Source organism: Acinetobacter legionensis (genome assembly GCF_048552295.1).
Classification (GTDB): domain Bacteria; phylum Pseudomonadota; class Gammaproteobacteria; order Pseudomonadales; family Moraxellaceae; genus Acinetobacter.
The window spans coordinates 252,223-274,837 of the sequence record NZ_JBIMCW010000003.1; the positions used below are offsets into that span (position 1 = coordinate 252,223).

Consider the following 22,615-nt stretch of genomic DNA (forward strand, 5'->3'; position numbering starts at 1 on the left):
TGATATGAGCGCATTTCAACACCTGTGGCAATCAGTATTAAACTTTATCTTCTATTATCCATTATTTATGTCGTATTTATGGATGATAGGTGCTTTAATTTTCTATTGGAAAGAACGTAAAGAGCCCCCATATACTCAACCGCCAACATTGGAAGAATATCCTTTAGTTGCTGTGCTTGTGCCATGTTTCAATGAGCAAGATAATGCGGATGAGACCATTAGTCATGCATTAAAGTTGAATTATCCAAACTTTGAAGTCATTGCGATTAATGATGGGAGTTCTGACAATACCGCAGAAATCTTAAATGAGTTGGCTTTGAAGTATGACAAGCTGCGAGTCGTACACTTGGCTGAAAATCAGGGTAAAGCCATGGCTTTACAAGCAGGTAGTCTGCTTACCGATGCTGAATTTTTAATTGGTATTGATGGCGATGCGTTACTTGATCCATATGCTGCACAGTGGATGATTCGTCATTTTCTCAATAATCCTACAGTTGCAGCTGTGACAGGAAATCCACGTATTCGTACCCGTTCTACTTTACTTGGACGGATTCAAGTTGGTGAATTTTCATCAATTGTTGGTATGATTAAACGCGCACAACGTACTTTCGGGCGTTTATTTACAGTTTCTGGTGTAATTACTGCTTTTCGTAAAAGTGCTGTACATGAGGTAGGCTATTGGTCACCGAACATGTTAACAGAAGATATTGATATTACATGGAAATTACATCGTGCGGGTTGGGATGTAAAGTTTGAACCCAATGCCTTGGTGTGGATTTTAATGCCAGAAACCTTTGATGGTCTATGGAAGCAGCGCTTACGTTGGGCCATGGGTGGCGCTCAAGTTTTAATTAAGAATTTTGATGTATTATTTAAACCGAAACTTAATTTTCTATGGCCTTTGATTATTGAGCTGATCCTCACCTTAGTTTGGTCATATTTAATGCTGATTATGGTGATTTTCTGGATTTTGCATTTGGTGTTACCTTATGCGGGATTCCCTGCAATGAGTTCTCCATTATTACCTATGGGAACAGGTATTTTACTCGGTACAACTTGTTTACTGCAGTTCGCAATCAGTAAGTGGATGGATAGTCGTTACGAATCGAGTTTAGTGAAAAACTATTATTGGATGATTTGGTATCCCTTTGTATTTTGGTTGATTACAGTAACGGCAAGTATTGTTGCATTTCCAAAAGTTCTTTTACGTGGAGAAAGTAAAAGGGCACGTTGGGTCAGTCCCGATCGTGGTATGCGACATGATGACTAAGATGTTAGTCAAAATAAGTTTTGAGATACGAATATGAAAACAAATTCTTTGATTATTGATTTACGTAAGCAGTTACCGTGGCATCGTCGTTATTTCTCCACGACAATGACGGCAATGCTATGGGCATTTTGGTTGTTGCTTTGGAGACCTATTGTTATCTTGGTGGGATATCTTTCACTTGAGAAACCACAACTAGTACATTACTTTTTTAATGCTTTTGCAAAAGCATTAGAAAGCGGATTGTTTGCGTTGATTGCTTGTGCAATTTCTTTGTGGCTATGGAGTAACTTTGTTCCAGCAAAGACCAAAAAGGAAGCAGAAGCTAAATCTACACAAGAATATGCTGATCATTTCAATTTGGATATGGATGATCTTTTACATTCTCGTCAGCAAAAAATCGCTACAGTTCATCATGATGCTGATGGTCGAATCACATATATTGACTAATGGTTTAGTCGGCAAAAGTCCCACAGGTTGGGGCTTTTGTTTTCAAAGGGAAACTTAGATGTCCGCAAAAATAAACTCGGCAGAAAGTATTCGAGGTTTAGCTTGTTTAGCTGTCGTATTTTCTCATCTTGCAATGAGTTTTTTTCCATATTTACATCATTTTGATCCCAATGAGAAAACAGACTTGGCTTGGGTGTATGCCATACATCATTTGCCTTTTGGTTTTCTCTACTCAGGTGATGCGGCTGTTTTTGTATTCTTTGTCTTAAGTGGCTTTGTACTCAGTTATGCGATCTTAAAAAGCCCTCAAAAATTTCATGCAAAAATTAACAATATGATGATTAAACGCTATCCACGTTTAATGATCCCAGCGCTGACTTCATGCGTCATCATTTGGTTGGTCTTTAAAGTCATTCATATTGATAGTAGTCATGTGGGTGCTTGGTTACATGCATTTACGATACAAGATTTTAGTTTTAAACATGCATTATATGAAGGAACTATAGGTGCATTTTTATTCTCGGAAAGTGATATAAACTGGGTGTTATGGACGATGACGATTGAGCTTATGGGCTCATTTGCATTATTTTTTCTACTCTATTTGTATCATTATAAACATAGTGCCTTTTGGCTAGGATCACTTTTAATCCCTTGTTTTGCATTTCTTTGGCGTGGGCAAGGTTTCAGCTTTGGGATTTCCAGCTTTATTATTGGTATCTATATCTATCTGTATGCCAAACCACTTTCGAATGTTGTAGCCATTCCTATGTTATTGATTGGCCTATATTTAGCGGGTGCACATAATACCAGCGCAGCCTATAGCTGGGTGCATCATATTTTAGGGGAGAATACTTATGATTATAGTAATTTCATTGCTGGGATTTTAATTGTTTACAGTGTTTTGATGAGTCCATTATTGTCTAAAGGCTTAGACCACCCGATTTTAGTCTGGTTAGGAAAGTTATCTTTTTCCATTTATCTATTACATCTAATGATGTTGTATTTAATCTGTATTCCGCTATTTAACTTATTTTTAAGTTGGCATTGGAGTTATTCTTTCGCTGTAATCTGCTCAGGATTAACTGCGATTGCAGTCACTTTGATTGCTGCAAATTTTTATAGTGATTATGTCGATCAGTTCGCTATTAAGGTCAGTAATAAAATTGCCGACAAGGTTTTAAATTAGTACTTCAAGACTCGGATACAATTTGCAAATATTGTTTACAATTTAAGATGTATTGAGTTGTTTTTTAGACATTAAAAAATTGATAAATATCGTGATTTAATCAAGTATGGGCGACTCATTTTTAGCATGGATCGCTTATATGCATCTGTTCAAATCCATTGTTATTTCATTGATTGCAATGAGTCTTCAATTTGCTCAAGCAGCACCATTAAATGCTCAGCAAGCACTGACCGATGCACCGCCAATGAGTTTATTTGAATCGTGGAATACACCCATTGTGCCCTTTAAAATTTTTAATCATGTCTATTATGTTGGTACTGAAAATTTATCTTCAGTACTGTTTGATACGGGTGATGGTTTGGTTTTAATTGATAGTGGGATTGATCAATCGGCAGTGCAGATTAAAGCCAATATTGAAAAATTAGGTTTTAAAATTACAGATGTAAAATATCTACTCAATAGTCATGCCCGTTTAGATCAAGCTGGTGGTTTTGCTAAGTTAAAACAATGGAGTGGTGCTCAATTGGTCGCAAGTGCTGCAAATGCCGAAATGCTAGAAAATGGGGGCGTGACTGATTTTGCTCTAGGTAAGCAATTGCCTTTTCCTTCTGTAGCTGTAGATATCATCATTAAAGATGGGCAACAATTAAAGCTCGGTCGTCAAATCTTTACAGCACATGCGACGCCCGGCCATTTACCAGGCGCAACCTCTTGGACGACAGATATCCGTTACTACTTTAAAAACTATAAAGTCATCTATGCCGACAGTTTATTTACTGGCGGTTATTATTTGGTAAACAATATCAACTATCCAAATCTAGTTTCAGACATACGACATACATTTAAAACTTTGGATGCAATCCATGCAGATATTTTCCTTGCCAATAAAGCTGATCGTTTCTATATGAAGCAGAAATTAGCCAAATTGAATGTGGGTAATAAAAAAGCATTTATTGATCAGACGGGTTTACAAAATTATGTAGCAAAGGGGAGAGTTGAATTTGAACAAGAATTACAACAGCAACAACGCTTAGCGCAGTTTAAAACATTGCAATAATTAATTTAAAATAAAACATGCTTTATGTATTATATGGCGTGTTTTATTTAAAATATTGCTATAATTCAGGTAAAACTGATCATTTATTTTGAATGATATATAACAGATAACGGCTTATACTAAAATATTGAAAATACAATATTTCAAACAGTTATTATTCATTTGTAGTGTCGTGCTCACTTCATCTATATATGCACAAGAATTTCAACAACTCAATACTCAAACGAAGCTTGCAAAACAATGCCATAAAGATGACGAAGACATATTTTCACCTCAAAACTATCAATTGGGCTCGATAAAAGTCGTATTAAAAACTTATTCCTGTATTGGTAAAAAGCAAGTTCGAGAGCAATATTTTTCAGCGTATGGGATACAGCTGGGTGCTAAAAAATCATTATATTTAGTCGATCAACTGGCGGATGCAAGTGGTTATGTTAGTGTTAAATTAGAGCAAGTAGATGCAGATACCATTGTGTTTGACAGTATGTATGAACGTGGCGGCGATTTAGTGATTATGTAGATGCAAGATTTACAAAATATCTATCATGTGAAAGTTCATTATATGGCTTCAGATGAAGGCGCGGTAAAGTTGTATAGTAAAAATAATCAGATTTTATTCAAAAAATTGATTTAAAAGCGCTTAAAGATGATCAGCCGATATATGAAAATATAGGAAAACCCATAATATTCAAAAAGGTGCCAGACAAAGGGATCGTATTTGCTTCAGGTGATCTAAAAGCATTACAAAATTAAAATAAGAGATCTAGTTTATCGATATAGAGAAAACAATTGTTACGTTTAAGCTGGGTATCTCTAGTGAGATAGTTATACAATTTATAGGGTAAACTATTAAAAAAACAATCAAAATACTCAGCTTTAAACTTAGCTCATGAGTCTGAACTGGGGCGTATTATATGCTTGAGATTACGCTATGTTGAAATTTATCCTAGTCGTGTTATTTTTGATCACGTTATATGTGTTATGGCGATGGGTTGCTAAACAAAAAATTAATGCAGCTTTTGAAGAACAACGACAAGCGTTATCTGAATTGGTTCAGAATCCTCAAGAAGAGCATGATCTACCCGAAAAAACCAAACTGATTAAACAGATGATTGCAGAAGAGCGACAAAAGGCGGGTTTAACCCAAGTAAAAAAGGTATTAAGCGCTACAGTTCAAGTAGAGCAGCAGAGTTTAGTCGAAGACCAATATGCACTCGCCAAGCAGATCACTGATGAAGACCAACGTTTATTTGATTCAGCTGCGCAACTTTTTTTTGAACAAGCTTTACAGACCAAAGACTTTTCTCAAGCAGGGCATATTCAACATGATGTACTCAGTCAAATGCCTATGAATACACAAAGTCAGATTGGTTCTTTTGATTTTGGTGAATGGTCTATTTTTTGGAGCTATCATGAACAATCACTTGAATACTATGTCGGACGTTATGGGGTATTCTATGCTCATGTTGATCATCAAGGTATAGAACATAAAGCCGAATTTAAAGATCGTTATTGATTTTCTATTAGGCTGCTTAACTCTTTTAGTCGAAATATTGTGGAATTGATTTCACAATCTAAATGTGCAAATCCTGAAGCTAACCCCAAAGCGCCATAAGTAAGACTTCCCGTAAGTTCATTACATTGAGCATCACGATAATTAAGCCAAGCCTTCGGGACTAGCGTGTTTTTTGCCGCTACGTGTTACCTTGCGAAACGATGTTTCTCATCCTTTAGAATGACTAAATTTCATATTTCGTGCCTAGTATCGCCTAAAAAACACTCGTAGTCGCAAACGTAGACGAATTGTCAACAGACCCTATCATTTTCGCTTTATCTGTTTTTAATTGCTGCTGCATACATTGATAAGCTTGTTGTTGATCTTGTTGATTACATTGCGCATGAGCTGTATTGAATAGGCTTATAAAAAGCAAAGCTAAAAAACTATATTTGATCTTTTTTATCATTTAATTTTCACCAAGAAGTTGCAAATCAGTCGAGTATTATATAGAGAGTAGTTGAGAAATTCGTTGCTTCACTTGATTTAAATAGAACAAGTCATCGTTCAGTCGATACATTAAAATAGCACCCTCATAATCGGCCACGCTTATTTTTGCCAAAATTTGTGCATCGGTTTGATTCATTTTTTGTTGAAATAATTGATACAAGGCATTTTGCCAATCTTGGAAAATTTCACGGATTTTTTCCAAGACTTCTAAAGAAATATGGCTGGCCTCTAAGGACAGCATCCCAACTAAACAGCCTTTTATTTCATAACTAAAAAAATGAACAGCTTTATCATGGATGATTTGAAATTGTTGATTTGCATCCACTACAGCAAAATCTTCGAGTTTAAACAACGATTGATTTAAATAAAGATGAGTGTGCGCTAAGATCTGCATCAATAAGGCTTGTTTGTTGGGATAATAATAATAAAACGATGCTTTACTGAGTCCACATGCTTTTGCCAACATCTCCATACTTGTCCCTGCATAACCATGTGCTTTAAATTGCAAAGCACAGGTATTTAACATGTGTTCAGGTGTAAGTTTTTGTGGGCGCATAGATGACCTTGCTGCTTATGGGCTTAAAATTAATTGTGGATGAATGTCTCAAAAATATTTAACATTTTATCCCAAATTGGCTCTGAGCCTTGACGAAAATATCCCATATGTCCAATCTGTTTTAAACCAAACTCGTCTGCTGATATGTTGATATAGTGCATGGGCGCATTTTTATAGTGTTGCATAAAAGCATAACGAGAATTTGGCAATGCCCAATCATCATCTAAAGCGGCTACTGCATAAATTGGCGTTTTAATTTGGGCATATTGCTCATGCAAATTTTTTTGCTCAGGATCTGCAAAAAAATAAGTTGGATTTTTACACCATCTACGCCATTGTTGATAGACCCCTTTAGGTAAATCTGCACCCATATTGAGTTTACTCCAAGGCAAGTAACCTGTAATTGCCACCATAGGTGGAAAGATAATATTCCAAATTACCTGAACTTTAATTTTTTCTTTCAATGGCATATAGCCATGCCAGCCAGCACCTGTGCCAAAACAAAACATTGCGCTTACTTTGGTATGATTCGGTGTTAGCCCTAAAGCTTGTCCGCCGTAAGAATGTCCAACTAAAAATAGGGGCATGTCTTGTTTAAAACTGTAGTCAATTGCACCTGCTAAATCTAATTTTCCCCAATCGAGGTATGACATTTTAAAACCTTTTAATTGCCGTGGAGCAGATTTGGCCACCCCACGATAATCAAAAGTGAGTACCTGATAGCCCAATTGTGCAGCATATTCAGAGAAGCGGCGATAAAATGCTTGAGGAACTCCTGTTGCACTGGAAACAACAATTTTTGCTTTGATTGTATTGACTGGCGTGTAAAGTATGCCAGCCAGTACATAACCATCCAGTGCCTTAAAACTAATGGCCTGACTGGTAAAACTATTGCCATTCAAGTGTTGGACCTCAGTTGAGTACTTTAAATTTTGCATGATTGTTCCCACAGTTATTAGATTATCGCCGTATATCACTATGATTGGTTTACTTACCTTTAAACTGTGGTGCTCGACGTTCAATCATTGCTCTTACACCTTCTTGCGCATCCTCAGAGGCAAGTAAAGGGCTAAGTAGATTTTGTAGGTTTGCAAATGCGACTTCAGGACTATGTAAAAAGGCTTGATGAGCCGAATGCAGTGCCGCTTTGACGGCAAGTGGTGCAGCATTGGCAATACGTTCAGCCAATTCTATGGCACGCGTTAACTGTTGGTTATCCTCAACAACTTCAGTCACTAAATTCATTTCATAGGCTGTTTGTGCATAAAATAAATCACCAGTTAACACATATTTCATAGCTTTTACCCAGCCAGCAGCTTGGATGAAACGTACCGTTGCACCACCAAAAGGTAAAATACCGCGCTGTACCTCAATTTGGGTAAATTGAGTATTTTTGTTGGCAATAACAATGTCAGAATTCAACATTAATTCTATACCAGCGGTATAACAATAACCCTGTACCGCGGTTACCAATGGCTTTGTTCTTTGACGCCCAACAGTTCCCCAAGGGTTCACAATATCATTGCTAAAATTAAAAACACCATCGGCTAATTTTGGTTGTAACTCAACCAAGTCCAATCCTGCAGTAAAATGATCCCCATGGGCAAAGACCACCGCACAGCGTAGTTCTGGATTATTTTCATATTCAGTTAAAGCCAGTGATAGGTCGTGAATCATATGACTATCAAAAGCATTGCGTTTATCTGCACGGTCTAGGCCAACTAAAAAAATATGACCACGGATTTCACGACTGACTTTTCCTTGTAGATTTGACATTTGTTATTCTCTCATTGGTTGTTTTATAAGTTTTTAAACGATCGTTAGAAAACTGTCAATGATTTTAGAGTGACTAAACCGTTTACATCGGTATAGCCTATTTAAGGCGTTGAAGGATCGCTGCATTGTGTATGTTATTTGGCGCTTTGGGGGGAGTACCTATAGTTTTTATAAGAATTTAACTAGACATAAAAATCTGCTCATAAGCTTAAATGCCTAGCTAAATTTATCACTAGGCATTTAATTTAAAGAGATTTAAACCTGAAGGATTACTTTTTAAACTTGGTTAAAAGCTTTTGGATCGGCAATTTATCACTTGCATACCCATAAATTGCAGCAAAAGGTAAGGCTGTGCGAGCAAGATAGGCGACACGCCATAAACCACCATGATTGGCACCCTCCATCATCAATTCTAATGGATGTCCCATCTTAGTTTCTGGATTTGCAACAGACTTCGGATTTCTTAAGTCATGGATCCAAAGCGCTGCCATAATTGAATTGGTTGTTTCAGGGCGGAATGCTTCTACATCAAACAAACTTGCACCGTTAAACGCTGCTTTAAGCAAAGGATTCTTGGTGACCGAATGTGTCGTCGTGGATGGTGCAATATTGATACTGACATGTTGCCCTTGATGTCGTGCTAAAGTTGCACGCCACTGTTGAATGCGTTTTGCCAAGGCATAATTAGGGCCTTGTTCAACCACAAGACAATCAGCAATCCCATAGAATTTACCATTGTCAGAGGCAATCAGTTGTTGATCATTGTGCTTAAAGAATTGTTTTAAGGAGAGAATTGCAATCCCTTTGCTGAATACGGTTTCAAATTTTGATCTATGTTTGAACTTTTTGTTTGAACCTTCAATCACTTCTTCAGGTACTGCATAAACATCTGTAGGCGTACACATATACATCAATGATGAATCATTCTTGTGTTCACTGACATGGCTCATAATCGTGTCCATTGCCATGGATACACGGACATGTTTTTCACCATCTAAATAAGCAATTGAGGCCAAATCTAATTTGTGTGGATTATCACAAAGCCATTGTGTAATTTCTGGAATTTGGGTTAGTAAATTTGCCCCAAGTTTACTTTTTAATTCTTCAATATTATGGGTGTTGGCGATTTTTTGAAAACTTGGTGCGTGCAGTGTAGCATTGCCATTTTCAATGATTTTAAGAATTCTTTCCCAAACGCGTTCATTGGGCAGATCAACGGCAACAATATTGGCTTTCCATTTCGATAACCATGTTAATGGGCCTGCCTCTGAGGCTGCGCCAAATAAAACTAAGGTACGATCCGATAAATCAAACCATTCGGGATGAGCAATCACTTCTCTCAGTGCTTCTGCATGACTGGCTTCAATAATGCCAGTTTCTTGCCACTTTTGAATTTGCTGATATAGCGCTTCGCCTTGCAGTTTTTGCCCATGATAGGGCACATACCACTCTACCTCAGCATCTGACTGACCTTTAAAACTAACGCTTTGAATCTTGTCTAGTACTGGAACTGTACCAATATCTTTTAAAGAATAGCGTTGTCCATCTCTAAAGAAATCAAAACTATGTTGGGCTTTGTGTAAGCCTTGCTTGGCTATAGTGATGGCGTTTTGACTTGAACGAATCCCATGTTCGACCAATGCCTTAAAATAAACTGGATAATTTTTACGCCAATTTTTTTCATCTAAAGCTTGCTGTGCGCTGAGATGATCAACCAAGGACAGTGCTTCTGCAATGATTTCTTTACCGACTTGCGAGCTGCTACTTTTTTGAGTCTTTGGATGAACTGGAAACTGTAAACCATCAATTGAACTGGACATGCAAAATATCTCGTTTTATTTCATCATTAATATACAGATGTATACATTATCCATGCCATATTCAATACTTGGGTGGCATTTTATGACAAAATTCAGATAAATTGGTCGTATAAATTAAATAAATCAGTGATAAAAATATCTAAAATTAAGCTTAGTATTTCATTTATAGAAAGTTTCATTATTGTCATTTTGTTCGTTTTAAAGCTCAATTTGTTGATAAGCTAAAATGCAGTAAATATCTATTTGTGTATGATTTATATCCATTTATTATGTGTATATGTTATGTTGAAATTTGCGTAGATTATATTTTTTACATCTTTTTAAGTTAATTCCGACAATTTTAGTTGATTTTCACTCATTCAGCCTCATCTTCAGTTAAAATACCGACTTCAGCTTGAGGATAGAGTTATGTCGACTGAGAACACCAATACTGCGGTTGCAGAAGAAATTCCAAATTTATTGATTACTCCCAATGCGCAAGAGTATTTAAAAGATCTTTTGGAGAAGCAAAATACTCCAGGAATTGGCGTTCGTGTATTTGTTGAAAATCCAGGTACCCCACGTGCTGAATGTTGTATGGCATACAGTGCACCTGATGAAATTGCTCCAACAGATTACAAACAAGATTATCCTGATTTCCCAGCATTTATTGATACACCGTCGATTCCATATCTGAAAGATGCTGTAATTGATTACAACAAAGACCGTTTCGGTGGGCAGCTCACTTTCCGAGCACCTAACTCGAAAGTACCACGTGTTGGTCCAGATGCCTCTATGGAAGAACGAATTACCTATATTCTTCAGGCAGAGATTAATCCTGGATTGGCAGGGCATGGCGGAAACTGTGCACTAGTAGAAGTAGTAGAAGATGAAGAACATGGTTTAACTGCGGTATTAAAATTCGGTGGGGGTTGTCAAGGCTGTTCTGCGATTGATGTAACGTTAAAACAAGGTGTAGAAACTACGCTTAAAGAGCATATTCCTGAACTAGGTCGTGTGGTCGATCAGACTGATCACAGTCAAGCAGAAGGTGCTTATTTCAAATAGTCTGTATATCAATGTAGATATTTTACTGTTGTTCAAAACCTCCGGATTTCGGAGGTTTTTTTATGGTTGTCACATAGCTAAATTTTATTTTTGTATTTTTAAATATTGATAAGCTTAAATGAATCTTAAAAAATAGAATAAAAACTTAAAGATATACTCATAAACGTCCAAATAATAACCGAATAGTTAATAAAAATGAGAATAGTTATTAATATTGTTTATAATGCTGTGGTGTTTTATTACACATTGTATCTAAATCTTCATTGTCTATTCATTGCTGAGCCTCTTTGGAATACCTTATGTCTACTAACCGTATCATCCAATCTGCGTTATCTCTCTCCATTATCACCGTTATGATGGGTACTGCCTATGCAGCAGATTCACAAGAACCTTCTAATAAAACTAATTCTCAGTCTACAGAGTCAACTAAATTAGAAACAATTGTTGTGACAGCAAGTGGTTTTGAGCAAGAGGTGAAACAAGCTGCCGCATCTATTTCTGTATTGACTCAAGAAGACATTAATAAAAAAGCGTATAGAGATATAACTGATGCACTCAAAGACGTTCCTGGGGTTGTCGTAACAGGTGGTGGCAGTTCAAGTGATATCAGTATTCGTGGTATGGGAAGTGCTTATACGGTTTTTTTGATTGATGGTAAAAAGGTCAATACACGTTCAGTTCGACCAAATAGTGATAACTCGGGTATTGAGCAAGGTTGGATGCCCAGTATTGAAAGTATTGAACGTATTGAAGTGATCCGTGGCCCGATGTCTGGTTTATATGGTTCAGATGCCATGGGCGGTGTGATTAATATTATTACCAAAAAAGTCGCAGATACTTGGACAAGTTCGGTTAAGTTAGATACGACACTACAAGAAAATAGAGATTCTGGGGATATCCATCAAGCAAATCTGTATGTTTCTGGTCCTTTAATCCGTAATTTACTTGGTTTAAAGGCGAATGGAACATTCTCACAACGCAATGAAGATGACATCATTGGTGGCTATAATAAGCAACGTATACGTGCAGGTGGCGCAACACTGAGTTTGACGCCAAGTACTGAGCATACCATTGACCTCGAATATCAGCGATCAATTCAAAACCGTGATCAAACTGTAGGTAAAACAATTGCAAATGTACCAGGGCGAAATGGTAAGCTCCCAACAGACTCATATACAGATTATTATCGTACCGAATATAGTTTGACTCATCGTGGTGAAATTGGCGATTTAAAGACACATTCTTATATTCAACGTGAGGAAAATGAAAATCCATCACGTAGCATGGAAGCAATCAATACAACATTTAATACTTTGAACCAAATCAATCTGGGTTCCCATGCTTTAAGCTTTGGGGGAAGTTATTTAAAAGAAGAGCTTGAGGATTTTGGCAATCAGTTAGTCATTGGTGGCTCAAAATTAACCAATTTAGACCGCTATAGCTGGGCATTATTTGCTGAGGATGCGTGGAATATTGTAGAGCCATTCACGGTAACGGCTTCATTACGCTATGACAAAGATGAAAATTTTGGTGATCATTTTAGCCCGAAAGTCTATGGTGTTTGGACCTTAAATGATAATTGGATTGTCAAAGGTGGGGTATCAACAGGTTATAAAACTCCGGCCTTACGTGCCACTGTTGCAGGGTGGGGACAAGCAACAGGTGGTGGTCAGTCGAGTGGTATGATTGTAGGTAATCCAGATTTAAAACCAGAAACAAGTATTAATTATGAAGCATCAATTAACTGGGATAATAATGACAATTTAGATGCAGGTTTTACCGTATTTAATAGTGAATTTAAAGATAAAATTACTGAAATTCGTACCTGTCAAGGAGACTCTGGAACTATGGGATGTTCTTGGTTAGGTCAAAACTTTGACTTTATCAGTCAACGTATTAATGTCGATAAAGCAAATATGCGTGGTATAGAGGCAACTCTGGGTTGGGCAATCACGCCAGATGTTCGTTGGGCAACAAATTATACATTTACAGATACCGAACAAAAGAGTGGTGCATTTAAAGGTAAGCCATTAAATGAAATGCCGAAACATATGTTTAATACCACATTAGATTGGCAAACAAATGATCAAGTTGGGATGTGGAGCCGCTTAAATGTAAGAAGTAAAACTTCTGACTATTTAAGTCGCACATCTATGGGGGATGGTAGACCAGCGTATGCAATGATTGATGTTGGTCTAAACTATAAACCTTCTAATGCCTTACAGTTTAATGCTGGTATTTATAACTTATTTGATAAAAGCATAGATACAGCGACTTATAATTATGTACTGGATGGCCGCCGTTACAATTTGGGTTTAATTTATAAGTTCTAAAGCTAGATTAAATTGCATTAAATCTGTTTAGTTATGAAAAAGGCGCTTTATACGCCTTTTTCAATATTTAGAATCTTTAAAGTTTCATCGGAATAATAAAATTTTTCCAAATAGATCCGTGCACGACTTTTTAAGTGTTGAGAAGCAAGCATCTGTTGAATAACAGGTTCAAGTAACTGTTGTAATTGATTTTGAATCAATGCTTCATCAATGTTGATATCACTTAAAATTAAATCAAAAGGTCGCTCTTCATTACGTATATACCAAGTCAGTACACCATCATGTACTTGTTTCTTTAAATAATCTGTTTGGCGAATATGTTCCCATATCTCATGCCCCATACCCACAGTTTTAGGTAAGTCGTTAATTTCAACATAATTACGCAATACAGCAATCGGTACTTTTTTAATTTTATGCCATAAATTGGCTTGAAAATGATAAAGTTTATTGTCATCAAATTGTTGATTAATGACTTGTTCACTCAACTGGCTAATTTTAATAATATTTTTTTGCAGATAATGCTTAACCGTATCATCTAAATTAGTGTCGGTAACCGATTCTAAAACTGATTTCCCCATCTTCATAAAACGTCCCACCCCCGGGACTTTTTTATTCATGACCGAATTATCAATATAATCTTGGATAGAGTGATGAATCAGTTGGGTTAACATACTTGAAAAGGCTGGATTATTGACAACACGTTTGATCAAGGCTTGACGATGACGTGATTTACTTGCGACATATTGGGCAATTTTATCAATTGTGGTGACTGGAATAATATCTTCAATTAAGGTTTCATCGTTACTTGGATGAATCAATGCAAAACGAATATGTTCAGCGATTTGCTCAATGAGAAAGTTATTTGCAGGCGTTGCTAAAATTTGCTTTAACAATAAATCATGGATTTGTGCAAAAGACCAAATTTGTTTTAAAGGCTGTTTTCTAAACCAGTGATAAAATTCAGTAAACTCAATTTTAATCGTATCTATCTGTGAAAACTCTTGGTCTAAAAAGCCAAGTTGGGCTTCGATCAATTGTTCAATAAGTTGATTTTTCATTTTTTGAGCTCAATTTGTCCATGTGTTTGATCAGACAATGGATTTTGCAAGGGCTGTACCTTATTTAAAAAGCTTAAATACTGATCTGCAACTCGTTCAGGTGCTTCGAGTAGGGGCATGTGTCCAACATGTTTTAGAATAATCGGTGTTTCAGCACGTTTTAATACCGACTTTAATTCATTTGCAACATCTGCATTTACAATCTGATCTTGTTCACCCCAAAGAATCATGGTGGGTGCCTCAATGTTTTTTAACATTGTGGTAAAGGTTGCAGGGGTATATAGTCGATTGAGGGCATCAATTTGATTGATAATTTTGGCAGTGTCTTGAGATTTAGCAATAAATAACTTTTCTTGTTCATCTTTAATTACACGGGCAGTAAAAGGTGGATTAAACATCACCTTTTTCATTACAAAATCCAAATCGCCTTTTTGGGTGATCAATAACTGTTTTAGATAGATAGGATTTCTTAGATAATTGGTGTTTGTCGACTTAAAAATACCGCCAGTACTCATCAAGAATAAGCTTTTAGTATCAAAAGGGTACTGCGAAGCATAAAACATTGCAATGGTTCCACCCAATGAGTGTCCTGCAATATTTAAATTATCTTGAATATGTGCGGCTTCAATAAAGCGTCTAAGTTGCTCTGTTACATTCGGCACAGATAAATCAAAATTGGCTGGGACTTGGGTAGTTCCAGCAGAAGGTAAGTCTGGAATAATGACATGATAATAAGGGGTTAATGACTGCGCAATATCATTCCATGTATCACGGCTGCTGGCTAAGCCATGAATCAGTAAAACAGTAGGTTTATCTTTAGACCCACCTTCACTATAAGACCAAATAACATCACCTACACGCAATGTTTTAGAACTTAAGCCTGCCCAAGCACGTTCTTCTTGTACAATTTTTAAATAATCCACATATTCTGGTGTACTAGCGGTTGCATTGTGGCTAGTTAAAAACAATACACCGATCGCAGTCAAACTTAACAATATGCTGTTTAAAAAATGAAGAGTTTTTTTATGGGACAGTTCAGACATGCATAGGGTTCCGAGTAAAAGACTAGGCATTATATAAAGTAAAAATATTATTCATGATCATAATTTTTTCAACATTTGCCGAGAAAGTCTTATTTGTAAGTTTTTTGCCATACTTTAAGCTTCTAACTCAACTAATATAAAGATTATTTTGTAGTTTGGTTAAATAATTTTATTGAAAATGTGAGTTATGTCCACATATTGTTTAAGTTTTGGTAGATAAACCATGCATAACAAAAATTGTAACAGAGTTTATTTTTAGTCAGTGACTTTCAAATTTTACGGCATTAAAATAATGCAAATCTCCACACAATGGAACGAAGACATGCTAACCGCTCAAGAAGCTTTAGAACGATTAAAACAGGGTAATGAACGTTTTGCACATGGTGAAACAAATCTGACTAAATTTTTGACGCATCAGCAACGATCTGAAATGATGGACAATCAAGAGCCATTTGCAATTATTTTAGGCTGTTCGGATTCACGTGTCCCAGCAGAAATGGTTTTTGACCAAGGTTTTGGCGATTTATTTGTGATTCGTGTTGCAGGTAATATTGTTGCGCCATCGCAAGTGGGGAGTGTGGAATTTGCCGCAGATAGTTTTGGTTGTCCATTGGTTGTTGTTTTAGGGCATAGCCATTGTGGTGCGATTCATTCAACGATTGAAGCACTTAAGAATCCCAACACACCTCCTTCTGCAAATCTCATGTCAATTGTGAATCGTGTACGTCCGTCAGTTGAAATTTTAATGCAAACTGAATTGAAAGATGATTTAGAAAAGTTATCTATGCATGCAGTGAAATCAAATGTTTTTGCCTCTGTTAATCAATTGCGCCATGGTTCAGCTGTTTTAGAAAACTTAATTGCAAAAGGTAAATTGAAAGTCGTTGGTGCTGAATATTCTCTAGAAACAGGTGAAGTTTCTTTTTATGATTTTTAAAAATTTAAATTTCTAAGATAAAAAATCCCACTTAGAGTGGGATTTTTTATCAGTATAGATTCTTAGAATCTATAACCCATTTTTAAACCATAAGCGATTGCATTGTTATCTTTAAATTCTGCAACATAGGCATCACTACCTGCTTGAGCACCCGTTTGTGCTTTAGCATCGCCTAACCAGAAGTATTTAACACCACCAGCAATGAAAGTCGCAGGTGTAGGGCTATATTGAACACCTAAACCTACATTCCAATAACCTTCTGTTGGGCCTAAAGTTGAAACTGGGTTACCAGCACCTGAGTCCCAACCCACTGAGACATTACCTGCCCATTGGTCATTAATTTTACGACCGAGACCAGCTGTCACTGTATATTGATCATCAGAATATTCAACGAGGTTAAATCCGTTTGGACGACCAACAATTGGACCAACTGCTTCAGAAACTTGACCAAACTTTAATGGGCGGATTGAAAAGTCTTTCCAGTTCACCCAACGAAGATTTGCAAATGCAACTGTATTTGCCATGATCCCTGATTGTAAATCAATGTTGACCGACTGTGGTGTCGTAATTGTCGTTTTACCATTTGAAGCGGCAATTGCTTGTGCAGCAGCAGCTCCGCTATCACCGAGTAATGCTAATGCTCCAAGCGTAGGAATCGATTCATTAATATTGACATCATGATCGATTTCAGAGCGGTAAGTTACCGATGCTTTTAAGGCAATATCTGGAATTTGATAAGCAGCACCTGCTAACCAACCTACACCGCCAGTTTCTTTGATGTTAGCATCATAGCCATTGTATAAACTATATGCTTGACCACGAAGGCTTACATTTCCTTTAATGGTTTGGTATACACCACCACCAAAGAAGTTCAAGTTAGCTATAGGTTGAAAACCAAAAATCATTGAAATATTTTGGGTGTCAACTTTAACTTCAGTACTGCCTTTACCCAGTGTACTATTAGCCCCTGCAATACCTTTATCTACAGCTTGTGTTACGCCTGTTGTGATCAAAGCCATTGCATTTGCATTTCCTCGAATTTGCGTTGCAATTTGATCAATTACAGCTTGAGGTGGTGTTGGAGAACCAGTCATCGCAATTGCTTGCTGTGTTGCTCGGTCAACAACTTGTGAATTTACATTTTTAGCAATAGTACTAGCACGAAGCGCTGTCAATCTATCTTGAGGTAATACCGTATCGCCATTAGAAGAGACAAATGCATTTTCACCAGAGTATTTTGCATCCGCGCCAAATGGTTGGTCATACAATAGACCGAATGATACTTGATCAGTGAGTTGTAATTTAATAGCGGCAGATGGAAAGTAATAATCCCCACCCATATCATCAATTTCACGATATGGTTTAGGTGTATCGCCAGCTTCTCGGCCTTCAACAGTCGGGTCTAAAACTGAAATACCAGCTTCAAAATAATTATTAGGTTGAAGGAATGCCGAAATAGATTGGCCTGAGCGATCCATTGCTGCGGCAAAAACACCAGTCATTGGCAAACTTGCAGCAATTATCGCGATTGATAAATTTTTTAATTTCATTTTAATTTTTCCCTAATATAATAAAATGAATACTTTGAAGTACTTAAGTTTTGAATGAGAAATAATTTTGATACTTAAATAATCAACTCAAAGTTACTTCTATTTACAAAATAGCATATAAAAAATAAGAGTAAATACTCTAGAGGGTGAATTAGTAAAAAAAAAATGAACTATGTAGTTTTTTTTGATTTGCGAGAATATAGAAAAATATATAAAGATGTGATTATTTAGAGGGATATTACAAATTTATAGATATAAAACAATAAAATTTAGATATTTAAGTAATTGATGGATTGAGTGAAATTTAAACAATTAATTGGAGTGAAATATAAATTTATCAGGTTATATAAATCGCTTTATATTAAATTTTTATAAAAAAGAGACCTTCACTTCTTGCTTTTTCAATAGTGCGCCCTGCGGGACTTGAACCCACGTCTGTCACTTAGGAGGCAACTGCTCTATCCAGTTAAGCTAAGGGCACAATAAGTCAATAATTTACCGTATATACATATGAAAAAAAAGCTATTATCTAAATAATAGCTTTGCGTTGGATTTATTTTTCTTCAGTCTTTATTTCATTTGGATTTAAAATATCAAACAAGACTAACATCAGTGTAATCCATACGGGAATCATCAATACTGACTCTTTAAATCCTTGATCCCACATGATATATAAAACGATACCAATAAAAATAATTACAACGAAATTACTAACAGGTGCCCAGAGTGCGGGGTATTTACTGGTTTGATTGGTCAAACGTAGAGCGCGCTTAAACTTCAAATGGGTGAGTGTAATCATAAGCCAGTTTAAAACTAAAGCACCAACGACCACATACATCAAATGACTTAAGGCATCTTCTGGTAAATAATAATTTAAAGGTACACAACCCAAAATTAAAAATGCAGAAAGTAATACCGATGGAATTGGAACACCATGTTTATTGGTTTTAGTAAAGATTTTAGGTGCATTGCCTTGTTTTGCTAAACCATAAAGCATACGGCTATTGGCATACATACCACTGTTATAAACAGATAGTGCCGCAGTTAAGATAATAAAGTTAACCAGATGAGCTGCCCATGCAATCCCAATCATACTAAAGACCATAACGAATGGGCTTTTATCTAAACCACCAAAATTCAATTGGTTCCATGGAACTAAAGACAAAAGAATAATCATTGAGCCTACGTAGAAGATGAGAATACGAGGAACGACTTGATTAATTGCTTTAGGAATCGTTTTTTCTGGGTCTTTGGCTTCGGCAGCAGCCATACCAACTAATTCAATACCACCAAAACCAAACATAAGGAAAGCCAGCATATAAAATAAGCCGTCAAATCCATTTGGAAAAAAACCGCCATGTGACCATAAGTTTGAAAAAGCAATACCTGAACTTACATCTGCGGTCAGAACTAAATAGATACCAAACACAATCATTGCAACAATCGCAGTGACTTTAATAATGGATAACCAAAATTCTGATTCACCGTAAAACTTTACATTTCCTAGATTTACCAGTGTAATCACAACAAAGAAGAACAGTACAGATATCCAATTGGGAATTTCAGGCCACCAATAATTGATGTATTTGCCAACAGCAGTTAATTCAGTCATTGCAACTAGGACGTAAAGCATCCAATAGTTCCAACCTGTTAAAAACCCAGGAAATTTACCCCAATATTTATTGGCGAAATGGCTAAAAGAACCAGCTACTGGTTCATGTACAATCATTTCTCCAAGCTGACGCATAATTAAAAAAACGATCAAACCACCAATGGCATATCCCAAAATAATGGATGGCCCAGCTTTTTCGATCACATGTGCTGAACCTAAGAACAATCCTGTACCAATTGCGCCACCCATGGCAATCAATTGGATATGACGATTCTTAAGTCCACGCTGTAATTGTGTAGACTCGTTGCTCAATGTGTACAACTCTATTTATGCGAATTTAATTATTGTAATAGATTGGTTACTTTTAGCCTAGTATACGATGGATGTATGGGAAGGAACTATGAAGTCAAAAAATAGGATTTTTAATTTTTTTGTTAATTTTCAATAAAATAATCATAAGTAATAATTTTCAAACCATATTTAAACTGTTTAACTTTTAATCTTTGTGCCAAGATTTATTGAATATTTGAGTTAATTTATCAGTATTTTCATTCCAAAAAGGGTACTATAAAACTGAATGATGATTCATTATTTGATACAACAAAGAGAATTTAAAGGAATACGAAAAAATGAGTTCTGCACCACAAATCAAAATCCCAGCAACCTATATGCGTGGTGGTACTAGTAAAGGTGTCTTTTTTAAGCTTGATGACTTACCTGAACGTGCACAAATAGCAGGGCAATCACGTGATCAGTTATTACTTAGAGTCATAGGTAGTCCAGATCCTTATGGAAAGCAAATTGATGGGATGGGTGGGGCAACCTCAAGTACCAGTAAAACAGTTATTTTGGCTAAAAGTTCGCAACCTAATCATGATGTTGACTATCTTTTTGGGCAAGTGTCTATTGATAAAGCGTTTGTAGATTGGAGTGGTAATTGCGGTAATTTAACTGCAGCTGTTGGTTCATTTGCAATTAGTAATGGTCTTGTTGCTACTGATCGCATTCCAGAGAATGGCATTTGTACGGTTCGGATTTGGCAAGCCAATATTCATAAGACAATTATTGCTCATGTTCCTATTACACAGGGTCTAGTTCAAGAGACGGGTGATTTTGAATTGGATGGTGTCACTTTCCCTGCTGCAGAAGTTCAAATTGAATTTTTAGATCCCGCCGATGATGGTGAAGATGGTGGAGCCATGTTCCCTACAGGTAATGTCGTTGACAACTTAGATGTGCCTGAAATTGGTACATTTAAAGCAACTTTGATCAATGCGGGTATTCCTACAATTTTCTTAAATGCTGAAGAGATTGGCTACAACGGAACTGAACTACAAGAAGATATCAATAGTGATGTCGCTGCATTAGCACGTTTTGAAAAAATCCGTGCGTATGGTGCTGTAAAAATGGGTTTAATCAAAGACATCAGTGAGGCGATAAATCGTCAGCATACTCCTAAAGTTGCATTTGTATCCAAAGCTAAAAGCTATACCTCTTCGAGTGGTAAACAAGTGAGTGAAACGGACACAGATTTATTGGTACGTGCATTATCAATGGGTAAATTACATCATGCCATGATGGGAACAGCTGCAGTCGCAATTGGTACGGCAGCAGCAATTCCAAATACCTTAGTGAATTTAGCCGCAGGAGGTGGTGAGCGTGAGGCGGTACGCTTTGGACATCCATCTGGAACACTTCGTGTAGGGGCACAGGCTTTGAACGAAAAAGGGCAATGGGTTGTCAAGAAAGCAATGATGAGTCGTAGTGCACGTGTATTGATGGAGGGCTGGGTTCGGGTGCCAGCAGATAGTTTTTGATAGATTTATATACGTTCTAATTTCTACTTAAGTAATTTTTACGTTGAAATTTTAATAACCTTGCGCTCGCAAGGTTTATTTTTTTGTGATTTATATCAATAAAAGTACTAATTTTGTATTGTGTGTGGCAAAATGTTTGCAGTATTTTATCATACTTACTTTATGAGATAGCAATTTTGATTATTTGCTGTTGTAAAAAATTAATACATTAAATGCTGATTTCAATAGATTAAAATTTATTGGCTTCGAGGTGGCGTATGGAACAAGAGTCTAAAAAACTACGAGATAGCCTTGAAGACATCAAAGTTTTTGAATATTTACAAGACATCGATAAATTACATCTGGTTTCTTTTATTTCACAAATTCCTTTGCCTATTGCATTATTTGATCAAGAAGCACGATTTTTGGGGGTAAATCAAAAGTTTGCAGATATTTATGAAAGTGACGCACTTTATCTATTTGACAAGTTACTGAATACATTTTCAACTGTAGTCTATACACATTTTCATGAAGCAATGCGTTATTTTGCAAAGAAAAATAACTATTTTGAACAAGAATTCTATGTAAAAGGAAAATTTTATCTTTCTTATTTTAAAGCAATACGTAATCAATATGATGAGATTGAACGAGTTGTGGTGGTTTGCTCAGATATAACGCGTTTGAAGCGTCGTGAAAATGTACTTTTGCAAAATAATAAAAAATTGCATGATCATCTCTATTTAGACTTTGTCACAGGTTTACAAAATGCTTTTGCTTTTGAGCATTATTTAAACAGAGTTTGGCAAAAAAGCCATGAAACGTATCTATCATTCCTGAAAATTGATTTAGATAACTTCAAGCGATTTAATCAATTGAATAGTTATACGGCAGGTGATGAGGTCTTAATACAGTTAGGTTCTGTATTAAATGAAGCGATTGCTCAAACTGAAGAAGCCGAAATTTTTCGCTTAAATTCAGCAAGTTTTATTATTGTGATTGAACACCTAACAGAGTGGGCTGTTGTAAAGAGGTGGATCAGGAAATTTGAACAACACTTATAAGTGATATTTTGCTCCCCAAATGATGTTATAAACATCAATATATGGAGTATTTTATGGCACG

The 22,615-nt window shown here is 36.3% G+C and carries 19 protein-coding genes, 1 tRNA gene and 1 pseudogene; 11 read left to right on the forward strand and 10 right to left on the reverse strand.

Going from position 1 to position 22,615, the window contains the following annotated elements; genetic code table 11:
• The first annotated feature begins 4 nt into the window (after positions 1–4).
• From pgaC to ACG916_RS04275, 6 genes are all read left to right on the forward strand, one after another.
• Positions 5–1,270, forward strand: coding sequence for a poly-beta-1,6-N-acetyl-D-glucosamine synthase (gene pgaC / locus ACG916_RS04250; RefSeq protein ID WP_336952860.1), 1,266 nt, complete (start codon positions 5–7; stop codon positions 1,268–1,270).
• A 33-nt stretch (positions 1,271–1,303) separates the two neighbouring features.
• The gene (gene pgaD, locus ACG916_RS04255) at positions 1,304–1,717 is read left to right on the forward strand and encodes a poly-beta-1,6-N-acetyl-D-glucosamine biosynthesis protein PgaD (RefSeq protein ID WP_336952859.1); all 414 of its coding nucleotides are present in this window, start codon (positions 1,304–1,306) and stop codon (positions 1,715–1,717) included.
• A gap of 58 nt (positions 1,718–1,775) precedes the next feature.
• Positions 1,776–2,903, forward strand: a complete 1,128-nt coding sequence (locus ACG916_RS04260) for an acyltransferase family protein (RefSeq protein ID WP_419327586.1) — start codon at positions 1,776–1,778, stop codon at positions 2,901–2,903.
• 139 nt (positions 2,904–3,042) lie between these two features.
• Positions 3,043–3,960 carry an HARLDQ motif MBL-fold protein gene (locus ACG916_RS04265; RefSeq protein WP_419327587.1) on the forward strand — a complete coding sequence of 306 codons (918 nt, stop codon included), beginning with the start codon at positions 3,043–3,045 and terminating at the stop codon, positions 3,958–3,960.
• A gap of 172 nt (positions 3,961–4,132) precedes the next feature.
• The gene (locus ACG916_RS04270) at positions 4,133–4,480 is read left to right on the forward strand and encodes a hypothetical protein (RefSeq protein WP_336952853.1); all 348 of its coding nucleotides are present in this window, start codon (positions 4,133–4,135) and stop codon (positions 4,478–4,480) included.
• Between the two features lie 411 nt (positions 4,481–4,891).
• On the forward strand, positions 4,892–5,476 hold the full coding sequence (locus ACG916_RS04275) for a hypothetical protein (protein ID WP_419327588.1): 585 nt from the start codon (positions 4,892–4,894) through the stop codon (positions 5,474–5,476).
• Here the strand turns inward: ACG916_RS04275 and ACG916_RS04280 are convergent.
• The 5 genes and pseudogenes from ACG916_RS04280 to ACG916_RS04300 form a co-directional block, all read right to left on the reverse strand.
• A pseudogene (locus ACG916_RS04280) lies at positions 5,470–5,619 on the reverse strand (lysozyme inhibitor LprI family protein); the annotation flags it as partial. The gene ACG916_RS04275 and the pseudogene ACG916_RS04280 sit on opposite strands and share 7 nt — an antisense overlap.
• 341 nt (positions 5,620–5,960) lie before the next feature.
• The gene (locus ACG916_RS04285) at positions 5,961–6,521 is read right to left on the reverse strand and encodes a TetR/AcrR family transcriptional regulator (protein ID WP_336952847.1); all 561 of its coding nucleotides are present in this window, start codon (positions 6,519–6,521) and stop codon (positions 5,961–5,963) included.
• Between the two features lie 29 nt (positions 6,522–6,550).
• Positions 6,551–7,459, reverse strand: coding sequence for an alpha/beta hydrolase family protein (locus tag ACG916_RS04290; RefSeq protein ID WP_419327589.1), 909 nt, complete (start codon positions 7,457–7,459; stop codon positions 6,551–6,553).
• 49 nt (positions 7,460–7,508) lie between these two features.
• A complete protein-coding gene (locus ACG916_RS04295; RefSeq protein ID WP_419327590.1) occupies positions 7,509–8,297 on the reverse strand; it encodes a crotonase/enoyl-CoA hydratase family protein in 789 nt (262 codons plus the stop codon).
• A gap of 269 nt (positions 8,298–8,566) precedes the next feature.
• Positions 8,567–10,117 (reverse strand): hypothetical protein, encoded by a 1,551-nt coding sequence (locus ACG916_RS04300; protein ID WP_419327591.1) that lies wholly within the window; start codon positions 10,115–10,117, stop codon positions 8,567–8,569.
• Between the two features lie 408 nt (positions 10,118–10,525).
• Here ACG916_RS04300 and nfuA point away from each other — a divergent pair, with 408 nt between their 5' ends.
• Both nfuA and ACG916_RS04310 read left to right on the forward strand, forming a co-directional pair.
• Positions 10,526–11,164: a Fe-S biogenesis protein NfuA gene (gene nfuA / locus ACG916_RS04305; RefSeq protein ID WP_004819478.1), complete on the forward strand. Its 639-nt coding sequence runs from the start codon at positions 10,526–10,528 to the stop codon at positions 11,162–11,164.
• Between the two features lie 299 nt (positions 11,165–11,463).
• On the forward strand, positions 11,464–13,497 hold the full coding sequence (locus ACG916_RS04310; protein ID WP_419327592.1) for a ligand-gated channel protein: 2,034 nt from the start codon (positions 11,464–11,466) through the stop codon (positions 13,495–13,497).
• A gap of 47 nt (positions 13,498–13,544) precedes the next feature.
• Here the strand turns inward: ACG916_RS04310 and ACG916_RS04315 are convergent, their stop codons facing one another.
• On the reverse strand, positions 13,545–14,555 hold the full coding sequence (locus ACG916_RS04315; RefSeq protein WP_419327593.1) for a hypothetical protein: 1,011 nt from the start codon (positions 14,553–14,555) through the stop codon (positions 13,545–13,547).
• Positions 14,552–15,598, reverse strand: a complete 1,047-nt coding sequence (locus ACG916_RS04320; protein WP_336952835.1) for an alpha/beta fold hydrolase — start codon at positions 15,596–15,598, stop codon at positions 14,552–14,554. The genes ACG916_RS04315 and ACG916_RS04320 overlap by 4 nt, the downstream gene beginning before the upstream one ends.
• 322 nt (positions 15,599–15,920) lie before the next feature.
• Between ACG916_RS04320 and ACG916_RS04325 the strand changes: the two genes are divergently transcribed.
• Positions 15,921–16,535 (forward strand): carbonic anhydrase, encoded by a 615-nt coding sequence (locus ACG916_RS04325; protein ID WP_336952987.1) that lies wholly within the window; start codon positions 15,921–15,923, stop codon positions 16,533–16,535.
• A 62-nt stretch (positions 16,536–16,597) separates the two neighbouring features.
• On the opposite strand, the gene ACG916_RS04330 is transcribed toward ACG916_RS04325, so the two are convergent.
• The 3 genes from ACG916_RS04330 to ACG916_RS04340 all read right to left on the reverse strand — a co-directional run bounded on the left by ACG916_RS04330 (position 16,598) and on the right by ACG916_RS04340 (position 20,009).
• Entirely contained in the window at positions 16,598–18,085 is a 1,488-nt protein-coding gene (locus ACG916_RS04330; protein ID WP_336952833.1) for a long-chain fatty acid transporter, read from the reverse strand.
• 408 nt (positions 18,086–18,493) lie between these two features.
• Positions 18,494–18,566, reverse strand: a tRNA-Arg gene (locus ACG916_RS04335).
• A 72-nt stretch (positions 18,567–18,638) separates the two neighbouring features.
• Positions 18,639–20,009, reverse strand: a complete 1,371-nt coding sequence (locus ACG916_RS04340; RefSeq protein WP_336952831.1) for an amino acid permease — start codon at positions 20,007–20,009, stop codon at positions 18,639–18,641.
• A gap of 317 nt (positions 20,010–20,326) precedes the next feature.
• Between ACG916_RS04340 and prpF the strand changes: the two genes are divergently transcribed.
• Together prpF and ACG916_RS04350 are read left to right on the forward strand one after the other, a co-directional pair.
• Entirely contained in the window at positions 20,327–21,514 is a 1,188-nt protein-coding gene (gene prpF / locus ACG916_RS04345; protein ID WP_419327594.1) for a 2-methylaconitate cis-trans isomerase PrpF, read from the forward strand.
• Between the two features lie 257 nt (positions 21,515–21,771).
• Positions 21,772–22,554, forward strand: a complete 783-nt coding sequence (locus ACG916_RS04350) for a sensor domain-containing diguanylate cyclase (RefSeq protein ID WP_419330052.1) — start codon at positions 21,772–21,774, stop codon at positions 22,552–22,554.
• Positions 22,555–22,615 lie beyond the last annotated feature (61 nt).